At 66.6% G+C, this 13,073-nt stretch carries 11 protein-coding genes; 9 read left to right on the top strand and 2 right to left on the bottom strand.

What is annotated here, in order from left to right; translation table 11 throughout:
- Positions 1 to 93: 93 nt before the first annotated feature.
- From AB0B96_RS04090 to AB0B96_RS04105, 4 genes are all read left to right on the top strand, one after another.
- Positions 94 to 1,251, top strand: coding sequence for a 5-(carboxyamino)imidazole ribonucleotide synthase (locus tag AB0B96_RS04090; RefSeq protein ID WP_362896329.1), 1,158 nt, complete (start codon positions 94 to 96; stop codon positions 1,249 to 1,251).
- A 231-nt stretch (positions 1,252 to 1,482) separates the two neighbouring features.
- Positions 1,483 to 1,986, top strand: a complete 504-nt coding sequence (gene purE / locus AB0B96_RS04095; RefSeq protein ID WP_350946425.1) for a 5-(carboxyamino)imidazole ribonucleotide mutase — start codon at positions 1,483 to 1,485, stop codon at positions 1,984 to 1,986.
- A gap of 95 nt (positions 1,987 to 2,081) precedes the next feature.
- On the top strand, positions 2,082 to 2,207 hold the full coding sequence (locus AB0B96_RS04100; protein ID WP_362502443.1) for a hypothetical protein: 126 nt from the start codon (positions 2,082 to 2,084) through the stop codon (positions 2,205 to 2,207).
- Positions 2,208 to 2,432: 225 nt separating this feature from the next.
- A complete protein-coding gene (locus AB0B96_RS04105) occupies positions 2,433 to 2,669 on the top strand; it encodes a DUF397 domain-containing protein (RefSeq protein WP_350946427.1) in 237 nt (78 codons plus the stop codon).
- A 799-nt stretch (positions 2,670 to 3,468) separates the two neighbouring features.
- Here the strand turns inward: AB0B96_RS04105 and AB0B96_RS04110 are convergent.
- Positions 3,469 to 4,770, bottom strand: a complete 1,302-nt coding sequence (locus AB0B96_RS04110) for a UDP-glucose/GDP-mannose dehydrogenase family protein (protein WP_362896423.1) — start codon at positions 4,768 to 4,770, stop codon at positions 3,469 to 3,471.
- 162 nt (positions 4,771 to 4,932) lie between these two features.
- Between AB0B96_RS04110 and AB0B96_RS04115 the strand changes: the two genes are divergently transcribed.
- The 5 genes from AB0B96_RS04115 to AB0B96_RS04135 all read left to right on the top strand — a co-directional run bounded on the left by AB0B96_RS04115 (position 4,933) and on the right by AB0B96_RS04135 (position 12,647).
- Positions 4,933 to 6,096 (top strand): acyl-CoA dehydrogenase family protein, encoded by a 1,164-nt coding sequence (locus tag AB0B96_RS04115; RefSeq protein WP_350946428.1) that lies wholly within the window; start codon positions 4,933 to 4,935, stop codon positions 6,094 to 6,096.
- Between the two features lie 400 nt (positions 6,097 to 6,496).
- Positions 6,497 to 7,300: a HipA family kinase gene (locus AB0B96_RS04120; RefSeq protein WP_362896332.1), complete on the top strand. Its 804-nt coding sequence runs from the start codon at positions 6,497 to 6,499 to the stop codon at positions 7,298 to 7,300.
- 4 nt (positions 7,301 to 7,304) lie between these two features.
- Positions 7,305 to 8,177 carry a DUF3037 domain-containing protein gene (locus AB0B96_RS04125; protein ID WP_362896334.1) on the top strand — a complete coding sequence of 291 codons (873 nt, stop codon included), beginning with the start codon at positions 7,305 to 7,307 and terminating at the stop codon, positions 8,175 to 8,177.
- Positions 8,178 to 9,329: 1,152 nt separating this feature from the next.
- Positions 9,330 to 12,020 (top strand): ricin-type beta-trefoil lectin domain protein, encoded by a 2,691-nt coding sequence (locus AB0B96_RS04130; protein ID WP_362896336.1) that lies wholly within the window; start codon positions 9,330 to 9,332, stop codon positions 12,018 to 12,020.
- Between the two features lie 213 nt (positions 12,021 to 12,233).
- Positions 12,234 to 12,647, top strand: a complete 414-nt coding sequence (locus tag AB0B96_RS04135; RefSeq protein ID WP_362896338.1) for a YchJ family metal-binding protein — start codon at positions 12,234 to 12,236, stop codon at positions 12,645 to 12,647.
- Positions 12,648 to 12,716: 69 nt separating this feature from the next.
- Here the strand turns inward: AB0B96_RS04135 and AB0B96_RS04140 are convergent, their stop codons facing one another.
- Positions 12,717 to 13,061, bottom strand: a complete 345-nt coding sequence (locus tag AB0B96_RS04140) for a hypothetical protein (protein WP_362896340.1) — start codon at positions 13,059 to 13,061, stop codon at positions 12,717 to 12,719.
- Positions 13,062 to 13,073 lie beyond the last annotated feature (12 nt).

Here is a 13,073-nt window from a genome sequence, read left to right on the forward strand (position 1 = left end):
TCACCCCGTCACGACCCTGCCACAACGTCCGCCGGCCACCTGCCGTCCGCCCGACGCCTGGCCGCGCATCGTGCGACGGTAAACTTAACCGCTGTGAGCAGCCCTTCTTTGGCCAGTCCCATCGGACCCGTCGTCGGCGTGATCGGAGCGGGCCAGCTGGCCCGGATGACGCAGCAGGCGGCGATCGCCCTCGGCATCGAGCTGCGGGTCCTGGCCAACTCGCCCGACGAGAGCGCCGCCCGTGTGATCGCCGACGTGCGCCTGGGCGACTACCGGTCGCTGGCGGACCTGCGCGATCTCGCCAAGGGGTGTGACGCGGTCACGTTCGACCACGAGCACGTGCCCACCGAGCACGTCCGCGCCCTGGCCGAGGACGGCTTCGCCGTGCGTCCCGGCGCGGAGGCGCTCGTCCACGCCCAGGACAAGGCCGTGATGCGCGAGCGGCTGACCGCGATCGGCGTTCCCTGTCCGCCGTGGCGGCGGGTCGAGACGGTCGCCGACGTCGAGGAGTTCGCCGCGGAGAACGGCTGGCCGGTCGTGCTCAAGGCGGTCAGGGGCGGCTACGACGGGCGCGGGGTCTGGGTCTGCCACTCGGCGGGCGAGACGACCGAGGTCCTCGCCTCCGGCGTACCGCTGATGGCCGAGGGGTTCGTGCCGTTCGAGCGGGAGCTCGCCGTGCTGGTCGCCAGGTCGCCGCACGGGCAGGGGGTCAGCTACCCGGTGGTGGAGACCGTCCAGCGCGACGGCATCTGCGTCGAGGTGCTCGCCCCGGCTCCCGGCCTCGACCCCGAGTGGGCCGCGGTGGCCCAGCGGATCGCCCTGACCATCGCCAAGGAGCTGGGCGTGACCGGGCTGCTCGCCGTGGAGATGTTCGCCACCCCCTCGGGGCTGGTGGTGAACGAGCTGGCGATGCGCCCGCACAACAGCGGCCACTGGACGATCGACGGGGCCCGCACCTCACAGTACGAGCAGCACCTGCGTGCGGTCCTCGACCTTCCGCTCGGGTCGCCCGCGCCGACCGCCCCCGTGGTGGTGATGGCGAACCTCCTGGGCGGCGACGACCCCGACATCTTCTCCCGGTACGAGCACGTGATGGCCCACGACCCGGGGATCAAGGTCCACTTCTACGGCAAGGAGGTGCGGCCGGGGCGCAAGATCGGCCACGTCACCGCCATGGGGACCGATCTTGACGAGGTCCGGGCGCGTGCCAGGCACGCCGCGGTCTATCTCGCCGAGGGAAGATACACCTGAGCTCGCTTCCGGGACACCTTGTCGTCGGCGGCAGTCGGCGGCAGTCGGGGGCCGTCGGGGGCCGTCGGGGTGGTGCCGGCGGAACACCCCGGCACCACCGAGGTCCCGAACGCCGGAAGACCCGGGCGGTTGAAGGTTTCGGCGACACAGAAGACCGCTGCCCCCTCCGCGGGGCAGGACACCAACGCGAACGCGCGGCCGGCCGGTCGCGACGAGGCACAGGGAGAAAGCATGACCACCGTCGGCATCGTCATGGGCAGCGACTCCGACTGGCCGGTGATGAGACTCGCCGCCGAGGCGCTCGCCGAGTTCGGGGTGGCGTTCGAGGCCGACGTGGTCTCCGCGCACCGCATGCCCGAGGAGATGATCGCGTACGGCGCGGAGGCGGCCGGGCGCGGTCTGAAGGTGATCATCGCGGGTGCCGGGGGAGCCGCCCACCTGCCGGGCATGCTCGCCTCGGTGACCCCCCTGCCGGTGATCGGCGTCCCCGTCCCGCTGAAGTATCTCGACGGTATGGACTCCCTGCTCTCGATCGTCCAGATGCCCGCCGGGGTCCCGGTCGCGACGGTCGCCGTCGGGGGTGCCCGCAACGCGGGCCTGCTGGCCGTACGGATCCTCGCCGCCGCCGACGAGGGGCTGCGGGCGAAGATGGAGGCGTTCCAGGTCGCCCTCAAGGACCAAGCCCATGCCAAGGGCGCGAAGCTTCGCGCCGAAGCCGCCCAGCTCGGCGCCTGATACGGCCGCTTTTGGCCAATAGCTTGACAACAATACGGATATATGAGGACTCGGAGGGAAGGAGCAGATCTCCACGGATTTTGGAGGTGGGGATCATGAGGAACGCTATCCGCGCCGTCCTCGGGCTCACGGTGGCGGTGCTGGCGGTGTTCGGAAGCCTGGGCATGGGTGAGAGTCAGAAGACCACCGACTCCGCCGTGAGTTCCGTCTCGACGCGCTGACTTCCTGGTGCTCCGGCTTGGTCTCTTCGTCGTTGCGGGTGTCTCGGACGGCCCGGATACTGTGTGCGTGGAGCCCGCCACCCGTTCGCGGAGCCGTCACAGGAGGGCACGTCACTGAGATCATCCTCGGGACGTGACGGAGGCTTGTCGGCGTTGCGGGGGCGATCCGCGCGAATGACCGCGCCCGTTGTGGGCGACCGCCGACATAGCGAGGGTGATGACGACGTGGAAGCAGACCTCAGCAACGCCGTCTGGCGCAAGGCGGCCCCGGAGGGGGACGACAGCGGTCCCTGCGTCGAGGTGGCCGTTGTCGACGCTCCCGAGGAGGGCCACAAGGCCGGGTCGGGTTCTCTTTACGTATTGCGCGATTCCAAGAATCCCGACGGACCGAAGCTGTTCTTCACCCGTTCGGAGTGGGACGCCTTCGTCGGGGGCGTGAAACTCGGCGAGTTCGACAACTGACCCGACGGGATCGGGACGGACAAAAGGCCCTCGTCGGTGACGGGGGCCTTCTTGCTGCGCGCTTCCAGGGCTTCTCTCTCGTCGCCGCGATCGGATCGCCCGCCGGTTCGACCCGGTGAAAGGTGCGCCACCCTCGGGGTTCACGCTTCGGCCACCGCTCTCCGGTGAGGGTAAAAACCCTTTTGTCGAAAGAAAAGGAAGAGCTGGTTCTGTGAGGCGGCTCGCCCTGCTGCAGTGCGAGCGACTTCGCCGTAATCGCTGCCAAAAGCGTTATATGGATAACTTGGGGGCGATTTGGTGTTTTTTGCCATGAAATGCCGAATATCGTAGTAATTGTCATGTCCGAGGGATTACTACGAGAGAGGTGTCCCGATGGGTATCACGATGTTCCCGGGGGGTGCTTGGCCGGCTCACGACCCGCACTGGCACTACCACCATCACCGTCACTACCATCGCCGCAGGCGCTGGCATCGTAGGTATCACTGGGGCGGTTGGAACTGGTGACCTGAGAGACAGTGGCGACCGACGCGATATCCGAGAAGTCGACGACCATCCGGCCCGTATCCGGCACGAACCGGGAACCCGCCGACGTGTCCGCTCCGCCTGCCAGGTGAGCGGACCTCGCGACGTCCACGCCGTTCTGGCGAGACCGGCGGGTTCGCTTCAGGGCGACATGCCTCGACCCGGGAGAGATGCGGCAAAGGGATGTACGCCCGGCCGTGTCGTCAGGGTCGCCTCGGAACGACCCTGACGAGGGGAGGGGCGGAAAGGGACGGCCGCGCGGGATGACGGGCTGTGCTCAGGGGCGGCCCAGAGCGCGGTAGTGCCAGCCGGAGGCCCGCCAGGTCTCGGCGTCGAGGGCGTTACGACCATCAACGATCTTGCGGGAGATCACCACGGAACCCAGCTCCTCGGGATCCATCGCGACGAACTCCTGCCACTCGGTCAGCAACAGCACGACGTGGGCGTTTTTGGCCGCGTCCAGGGCCGAGGTGCCGTAGGCGAGTCCGGGGTGGGCCTTGCGGGCGTTCTCCTGGGCGACGGGATCGTAGACGGTGACCCGGCCACCCTGCTCGCTGATCTTGACGGCGACGTCCAGTGCGGGCGAGTCGCGGATGTCGTCGGAGTTGGGCTTGAACGCGGCGCCGAGCACCGCGACCGTACAGCCGCGGAAGGAGCCTCCGGCCAGCTCGCGGGCGAGGTCGACCATGCGGGCGCGGCGGCGCATGTTGATCGCGTCGACCTCCCGCAGGAAGGTCAGTGCCTGGTCGGCGCCGAGCTCACCGGCCCGGGCCATGAAGGCGCGGATGTCCTTGGGCAGGCAGCCGCCGCCGAAGCCGAGACCGGGGTTGAGGAACTTGCCGCCGATGCGGTCGTCGAAGGACAGCGCGAGGGAGAGCTGCTTGACGTCGGCGTGGGCGGCCTCGCAGACCTCGGCCATCGCGTTGATGAAGGAGATCTTCGTGGCGAGGAAGGCGTTGGCGGCCACCTTGACCAGCTCCGCCGTGGGGTAGTCGGTGATCACCATCGGGGTGCCCATCTCCAGCATGGAGGCGTACACCTCCCGCATGACCTTCTCGGCCCGGTCGGAGGCGACACCGAGCACGATCCTGTCGGGGTGGAGGGTGTCCTTCACCGCGAAGCCCTCACGAAGGAACTCGGGGTTCCACGCGAGCTCGGCGCCCGCGCCGATGGGGGCGAGCCGGGCCAGCTTGCCGGCGAGGCGCTGCGCGGTGCCGACCGGGACGGTCGACTTGCCGACGATCAGGCACTCTCGGTCCAGGTGGGGGGCGAGCGACTCGATCGCGGCGTCCAGATAGGACACGTCCGCGGCGTACTCTCCCGGTTTCTGCGGCGTGCCCAGGCACAGGAAGTGCACGTCGCCGAAGGCCGCGGCCTCCTCGTACGAGGTGGTGAAGCGCAGTCGGCCGTTGGCCAGGTTGCGTCGCAGGATCTCCTGCAGGCCCGGTTCGTAGATGGGCAGATCGCCGGCCCGCAGGCGGTCGATCTTCTCCGCGTCAACGTCGAGGCTGAGGACTTCGAAGCCCAACTCGGCCATGCACGCGGAAGTCGTCGCACCGAGATATCCGGTTCCCACCATCGTGAGGCGGTAGGCCACTGGTGCTCCCTTCGTTCTGCCCAATTCTTTGCCGACAGGGTATCGGCACCTTGTGGTCCCACTTTGCCACCTGCGCAAACGCCGCAGGGCATACCACATGGGGTGGAGCGCTCCATGTTTTGTTGGACGTCCTAGTATTTTCCCATGAGCTACCCTCTCTACGCACTGCCCGAGGAGCACGAGATGCTCCGCGAGACGGTCCGCGCTCTCGCCGACGAGAAGATCGCCCCTCGCGCCGCCGAGGCCGACGAGACCGGGGAGTTTCCCTGGGACGTCTACAAGGCGCTCGTCGCGGCGGACCTGCACGCCGTGCATGTCCCCGAGGAGTACGGGGGCGCCGGCGCCGACGCCCTCGCGGCGGTGATCGTCATCGAGGAGGTGGCGCGGGCCTGCGCCTCGTCCTCGCTGATTCCCGCCGTCAACAAGCTCGGCACCGTTCCGCTGATGCTCGCGGCCTCCGAGGAGCTCAAGCGGGACTATCTCCCGCCGGTCGCGCGGGGTGACGCGATGTTCTCGTACGCCCTCTCGGAGGCCGAGGCGGGCAGCGACGCCGCCGCCATGAAGACCCGCGCGGTCCTCGACGGCGACCACTACGTGCTCAACGGCGCCAAGATGTGGATCACCAACGCCGGGGTGTCGGAGTACTACACGGTGATGGCCGTCACCGAGCCGGGCGTCGGCGCGAAGGGCATCTCCGCGTTCGTCGTGGAGAAGGGCGACGAGGGCGTCAGCTTCGGGGCGAAGGAGCGCAAGCTCGGCATCAAGGGCTCCCCGACCCGCCAGGTCATCCTGGAGAACGTGCGGATCCCCGCGTCCCGGATGATCGGCGAGCCGGGCACCGGTTTCAAGACCGCCCTCGCCACCCTGGACCACACCCGCGTCACCATCGCCGCCCAGGCGCTCGGCATCGCCCAGGGCGCGCTGGACTACGCGATCGGCTACGTCAAGGAGCGCAGGCAGTTCGGCAAGGCCGTCGCCGACTTCCAGGGCGTGCAGTTCATGGTCGCCGACATGGCGATGAAGCTGGAGGCCGCACGCCAGCTCACCTACGCCGCCGCCGCCAAGTCGGAACTCGCCATGCACGGCGAACCGCAGAAGGACCTCACCTTCCTCTCCAGCGCCGCCAAGTGCGCCGCCTCCGACGCCGCGATGGAGATCACCACCGACGCGGTCCAGCTCCTGGGCGGGTACGGCTACACCAGCGACTACCCGGTCGAGCGCATGATGCGCGACGCGAAGATCACCCAGATCTACGAGGGCACCAACCAGATCCAGCGCATGGTGATGGCCCGCCAGCTGTTGAAGTAGTTGTCGACGCCGGAAACCCCGCCCACCGGAGTTCGGTGACGGGGTTTCCGGCGTCCGATTTCGCACCCTGAACGATCACCGTTCCTTCCTGTTTCATGAGAGAGGAACTGCGGCCAGGACAACGGGTCGTCGATGGCCTGGCGGGCGCGGTCGTGTGAGGCCGGCACCATGTGTGCGCGGACACGGAGAGCGAACCCCGGATCGGCGTAGCCGAGGTGCTCGGCCAGTGCCTTGATCGAGACGGCCGACCTGCCATTTGATAGCCCCGGTTTGTGATCGGAGGCCGCGGTGACGTGCGGAGAGTCACATTTTCCATTGCAGGTTCGCCAATCCACAAGCAAACGTCCGTCCCGCCTGTACTCTCACTCACGGTTTTGGGTTGCGTGCGGAAGGTGACCAAGTGGTCGGCGAGAGTGATTGGGCGGGACGAGTCGGCGGGCGCAACGACGACTTCGACGAACTCCAGGTTGTCGCCGTCCTGGAGCCCGGCCGGGCCTCGTGGGGCTCACCCTTTCAGGTAAGGGCCGGTGACGGGCACGACTACTTCGTCAAGGTCCTTGAGGGCTGCACTCGGAACTGGGCACGTGGCGCTCTCGTGGCCGAGTATGTCGTCAGCCGCGTGGGAGCCCTCATCGGCGCACCCGTGTGCCAGAGCAGTCTCATCCGGATCCCGGAGGAGCTCCGTGGGCATGGGATTGCCAGAGGTGTCGAACTCACTCCGGGGATAGGACATGCGAGCCGAACCATCCGGCACGCCGACGAAGTGCGGGACAGACTCGGCCACAGGCGGCGTGACGACAACCGCAGCCGGCACGTCGGTCTCTACGCGCTCTATGACTGGTGCTACGGGGATGATCCGCAATGGCTACACGACTTGGAAGACGACTACACCGTCTACTCTCATGATCACGGTCTTTATCTCCCGCCGAACACGGGAGAGATCTCGCCTCAGGTCCTGCGTGACGCGAAGGACGAGCCAAACGAGTTGCCAGACGTCCGGAATGGGCTAAACGCGGAGGCGGTTGCTCTGGTAGCGGATGCCCTTGAGAAAATTGACCGCGAAGTTCTCGTCAACATCATGTGCGGCGTGCCAGCATCATGGCCAGCAACCGATGAAGAACTGGCCACACTGGGCTGGTTCCTCGAATACCGCGCTCCAGTCGTAGCGGGCCGGGTGCGCAACCTGATCCGGAGGGAGGGTTAGATCGATGAGCCGCTACCTGTACTCGATCATCCGCTGTCTCCCCGATCCGCAGACAGGTGAATTTGTGAACGTCGGGGTCATCGCTGGGGATCCGGTCACCGGGGACTGGGCCGTTCGCCGCCTGTCCAACATCGAGCGGATCCGCAGGTTTGCTCCGCAGCCGGTTCTAGAGGTATCTGAACGCTTCATGGCCCGCGTGACAGGCGAGATCGCCGACGCCAGGGCTGCGGTGGAGGCGGACAGGGGAGAACCACTCGGGGAAGCGTGGCTTGATCGACTCTGCCGAGACCATCGCAATACCGTTCAACTCAGCGCGCCCGCTCCCGTCATCGCGAGACGGGCCGAAGAGGCGCTAGCGATGATCTTCGACAGTATGATGATCGATCCCGCCTTGCCTCCGCGCCAGCAGTCGATAAGCAGGATCAGGGCAGTCCAGGACCTGAAAGACGCCTACAATCGGGCGGAGATCCCAGGATCGCTACTGAAGCCGAAATGTCGGATCTACATCGGGGATCGGCTGAACTCTCTCATCGACATCGCCGTCGCCAACGGCTCCGCAATTCAGCTCACGCAAGCATGGTCCTTCCAAATCAGCTCGATCGATGACCTCTCCACCCGGGTCAAGGCATGGGGTTACGCCATAGAGCGACTCCGGCGAGGCGACGAGGCCCGCCTGATCGACGCGCAGGACTCGGTCAGCGAGGTAGCCTCCGACGTGGATCTCCAGATTGTCGTAGTGCCCCCAGAGACGGCACAGCAAGAGTTCGCGTATGAAGAGGCAGAGCAAGTCTTCATTGGTCTTGACGCGGCGGTGCACACGCTTGACGACGTCGATGCGGTCCCTGCCCGCGCCGCAGCCTTGCTGGCGGCGAAGTGATGGCGCAGAACCGATTGGCTGAAGTCCGGCGCGGGCCGTCCTCCTAGGAAGGCCCCACGCCCTGGTTGTCTGAGTGTGCAGCGGAGAACACCCAGATCTACGAGGGCACCAACCAGATCCAGCGCATGGTGATGGCCCGCCAGCTCTTCAAGTAGACCGTCGACCAGCGGAAACCCGGTCCGAACCATGCCCATGGACCGGGTTTCGCGTGTGCCTCCGGGTTTCGGTCTGGTCGGTGTGGGGTGGCCTTCGGCACCTACCGCAAGATTGAGCGAACCGGCGGACGTGATCGCCGTCGCCGATGAAAGTTACATCGGCGACGGTGATTCACCACTGCCGAAGTAAGTGATTTCCTCCCCCGCTCTGCCCGGAGCGCGGGCTGATCCGGCAGGGATCCGGTGCGTCGCGAGCGCCGTGTGGAGGACTGCGCCCAGCCGTCGGCGACCGGCGCGACGACGGAGACATCGGCTCCTGACCTGCAAGATCGGACTCACTGTCCGCCGGGTCGCATCGTGCGCATGAGCGACAGGCCTCTGCCGCGCCCCGCGAGAGGTCCACCGTGTCGTGGAAGATCATCTGATGTCGTGGCGCCGGGATGGACAAAGGTGCGCCTCACCCGCTCCGTGGACTATTGCGAGACATCCCTGTTAATGGGACATTACACCCAGACATCAGTCGGCATACGTCATACGTTACGAAATAGTAACGCTGCGTCTGCCACGGATTCTTGGGGCGCGCTATGAGGAGAGCTCTCGCGCCCCGGCGGCGATGACCCTCGTCAGCGCGGCGCCGGGGTGGGCGACCAGGGTTCCTTCGGCGCCGACGAGATCGTCCTTCGCGTACCGGAGAGCCCGTGAGCCGCCTGGGGCGAATGCTCGATGCCACGAGACGGCGGGCACCGCTCATCCCGCGACAAGGACATTCGGCCTCGCCGACGACGAGCCTGCCGAGTCCCACGCTCTGCCGGCGATCGCCGCGCATGGCGTGCGGGCGGGCCGACCCTCGGGCCGGAAAGGTGCACAGCCCTCCGATCGATGCCCTCAACCGCAAGACAGGCGTCACATCCGCGCGACGGCACACCCCGATGAGTTCTACGGCGACGGGTGATCACGCGGCGACCACTCTGCTCGGAATCAGCGAAAGGAACAGAGCGTGAAGTCAGCCTCGTCCACCACTGGGAAGGTGTTAGCAGCGCTCGCGGTGTTCGCCGCCGCGGTGCTGCCGACCTTCGTGGGTAATACCTCGGCCTCGGCGGCGGCCCAGGCGACCTACTACGTCGCCCCCGACGGCAACGACGCCAACCCCGGAACCATCACGTCGCCGTTCAGAACCCTGCAGCGCGCGCGGGACGTCGTCCGTACGGTGAACGCCAACATGACGGACGACATCTACGTGTATCTCCGCGGGGGCAACTACTCGATCGGCAGCACCGTCGACTTCACGTCGGCCGACTCCGGCACGAATGGTTACCGGGTCATATACGCCGCGTACCAGAACGAGACGCCGATCCTCAGCGGAGGCGTTCAGGTGACCGGATGGACGCAGCACAGCGGCAACATCTGGAAAGCCCCGCTGAATCGCAGCAACAAGCTTCGCGCGCTCTACGTCAACGACAAGCGAGCGTTCATGGCTTCGAAGACGATGAACTCCGCGGGATGCTACGGCACCTACAGCATCACGGCAGGGCAGGCGTCCTGGGCGTGGGAATCGGGTTCGCAGTGCGCGGGAGTGAAGTACAACCTGAATGATTTTCCCGCCGTCGCCGCCAATCAGGACGACATCGAAATCGAGACGGGGACGACCTGGACCACGGCCATCGTGGGAGCCCGGCAGGTCACCTCTGACGGGGCGAACCGGATCGTCCAGTTCCAGCAGCCGGGAGCGGCCATCGCCCAGGGGGCCTTCAACGGCAACGCCCAGATCAACGGCAGCCACAAGGTCATGAACGCCTACGAGTTCCTGGACGCGCCGGGCGAGTTCTTCTTCGACAAGACGAGCCGGACGCTGTACTACTACAAGGCGAGCTCCGAGAACATGACCACCGCGACGGTTTTCGCGCCGAACAACGTGTCCACCCTCCTCAGGGTCGCCGGCGCCTCCACGAGCAGTCGCGCCCGGAACATCACCTTCTCCGGCCTCACGGTCCAGCACTCCGACTGGAACCTGTTCAACGTGGCCGGCTCGGTGCTCAAGCAGGCCCAGCAGGGCAACCTCGGCGCGCAGGCGTACGCCAGGCAGAACTTCCACGTCTACTACTACCGCAACGTCGACATGGCGCCCGGCATCATCCAGATCGAGAACGCCGACGGGCTCGTCCTGCAGAACAACCGGGTGCAGCACACCGGCGTCGACGGAATCAACATGGTCAACGACGTGGTGAACACGAAGCTGATCGGAAACTACACGAACGACATCGCCGGATCCGCCATCGCCGTGGGCCATCCCCAGCACGTGTACATCGGGGACCACACCTCGACGAACCGCGAGAAGTATCCCGCCCAGGTCGAAGGCGCACCCAAGAACATCGAGATCAAGAACAACTACATCTACGACAGCGCCGTGTTGTTCAACGGGCACAGCCCCATCTCGGCGTACTTCGCCGACGGCCTGTCCATCCAGCGCAACCGCATCGAGAAGACCCCGTGGTCCGGTGTGACGCTCGGCTGGGGATGGTGGAACTTCGACGGATCGTCAGGCTCGATCGCGCCCAACCGGCCGACCACCACGGCGAAGAACAACACCATCAGCTACAACCACTTCATCGACACGGTGCAGCGCCTGAGCGACACGGCTCCCGTCTACACGCTGGGCAACCAGCCGGGAACCACGATCACCAACAACTACATGCAGGGCGTCCCGTCCGGCCACAAGTACGGACTCCACCCGGACGAGGGCTCGGGGAACATGGTTTTCCGCGACAACCTCCTGAGCGTGGACAAGAACATCACGTGGCTCATCAACTCCGACGACTTCGGGCGCAAGCACGATCTGAGCATCACGCAGACGTACGGCCCCATCAACAAGGTCTCCAACAAGAACCTGCCGAACAGCACGGTCCACGACATCCTCGTGTCCTCCGACTACGTCTGGCCGTCGCAGGCGTACAGCATCGCGGTGAATTCCGGACTTGAGGACGCGTACCGAAACATCATTCCGCAGAGCAATCTTTCCCTGCCGGATTACGTCCTGCCCGCCAGCACCGTCGTCAGCGCCGGTGCGACGTCGATTCCCATCCGCAGCGCCGGCGACGCGAGCAAGTCGGTCTGGCTCGCCCCCCTGGGTACGACGTCCTTCGCCGCCGGCAACACGATGACCAGGGCGAGCGGAACCGCGACCTCCATCGCCGTTCCGACGTCGAACGGTGAATATCGGCTCTACATCGTGGACGCCCAGGGGAACCGGTCGGCCGAGTCGAAATCGCTCGTCAGGCAGGGAAGCGGCGGAAGCAACCAGCAGAACGGCACGATCGTGGGCGGTCAGTCGGGTCGATGCGTGGACATCAACGGCGGCACGGCGACCAACGGCGCTCAGGCGCAGCTGTGGGACTGCAACGGCGGCACCGGCCAGCGGTGGACGTACACCTCGGGCAAGCAGCTGCAGGTGTTCGGCAACAAGTGCCTGGACGCCTACGGCCAGGGCACCTCGAACGGCACTCAGGTCGTGATCTGGGACTGCAACGGACAGACCAACCAGCAGTGGAACGTCAACTCCAACGGCACCATCACCGGTGTGCAGTCCGGGTTGTGCCTGGACGCCAACGGTGCCGGCACCGCCAACGGTACGAGGATGATTCTGTGGGCGTGCAACGGCGGCACGAACCAGCAGTGGAGCCTGCGCAACTGACGTGAGCTCCCACCGGGCCGCGGGCGGTCGTACGCGCCGCCCGCGGCCCACTGTGGCGACGTTCGGGATCTTCTCCGAGGCCGATGCCGCGTTGGCGATACGACCCGTCGGAGCAGGTCGGGGAAACGGGACGCGGCATGCCCGCGGAACGGATCCGGCCGGTTTCCGGCGTCGGGAACCGGCCTGGTGGAGGGCGCGGGCATACTGGAGGGCGTGCCACGACGTGATCCACGGTCCCGAGTCCGTTTCGCGCCCACCGCCTCGTGTCCGTGCGGGCTGCCCGCGCCGTACGGGGACTGCTGCGGGCGGTTGCACCGCGGGGAGGCGTCAGCGACGACGGCCGAGGCGTTGATGCGGTCGAGGTTCAGCGCCTTCAGCGTCGGCGACGCCGGCTACCTCCTGCGCACCTGGCACCCGTCGATGCGCCCGCCCGCCGTCGACCTCGGTGGCGGGCTGCGGTGGACGCGACTGGAGGTGACGGAGACGACCGGCGGCAGCGCCTTCCACACCGAGGGCACCGTCCGCTTCCGCGCCCACTACGTCGAGCACGGCGAAGAGGGCCACCTGGAGGAGCACAGCCGCTTCGTCCGGCACAGGGGAGACTGGGTGTACGTCGGGGCGATCTGAAAGCCTCGTTCCCCGGCGTCGAGGTGCTTCGAGATCGGAACTCCCGCCGAGGAAGTCACAGATCCCGGGTCAGCCCGGAGAAGGGCTCGTCCTGGGGGCCGGCGGGGTTTTCGAGTGCTTTGCGCACGTGGTGTCCCATTCGGGGATGCGGAGCAGCGCAGGGTTGGCGACACCGCTCTCGCCGCGTGCCCCGCTCGACGTGCTGGCGAAGGCGAGGCCCTCGACGCAGATCCGGGCGACGTTGGGGAAATTGTCGGCGTTGCGGAAGACCTCGACGTAGTCGACGTCGCCCACCTTGTCCGGCGCCGCGTTCTCCTTGCCGCCGCGATCGCCCAACTGGTCGGAGGAGCAACCGGTCAGCAGGAGAGCGGCGAGAACCGCTCCGGTCCAACCGGCGGACACCGGACGTGCCATTCGTTACTCCTT

It is taken from the genome of Streptosporangium sp. NPDC049046, assembly GCF_040649155.1.
GTDB lineage: Bacteria > Actinomycetota > Actinomycetes > Streptosporangiales > Streptosporangiaceae > Streptosporangium.

Excerpts from the sequence above, each read along its gene's own strand:
- AB0B96_RS04140 (WP_362896340.1), bottom strand. The coding sequence starts at position 13,061 with ATGGCACGTCCGGTGTCCGCCGGTTGGACCGGAGCGGTTCTCGCCGCT.
- AB0B96_RS04110 (WP_362896423.1), bottom strand. The coding sequence starts at position 4,770 with ATGGTGGGAACCGGATATCTCGGTGCGACGACTTCCGCGTGCATGGCC.
- purE (WP_350946425.1), top strand. The coding sequence starts at position 1,483 with ATGACCACCGTCGGCATCGTCATGGGCAGCGACTCCGACTGGCCGGTG.
- AB0B96_RS04115 (WP_350946428.1), top strand. The coding sequence starts at position 4,933 with ATGAGCTACCCTCTCTACGCACTGCCCGAGGAGCACGAGATGCTCCGC.
- AB0B96_RS04100 (WP_362502443.1), top strand. The coding sequence starts at position 2,082 with ATGAGGAACGCTATCCGCGCCGTCCTCGGGCTCACGGTGGCGGTGCTG.
- AB0B96_RS04125 (WP_362896334.1), top strand. The coding sequence starts at position 7,305 with ATGAGCCGCTACCTGTACTCGATCATCCGCTGTCTCCCCGATCCGCAG.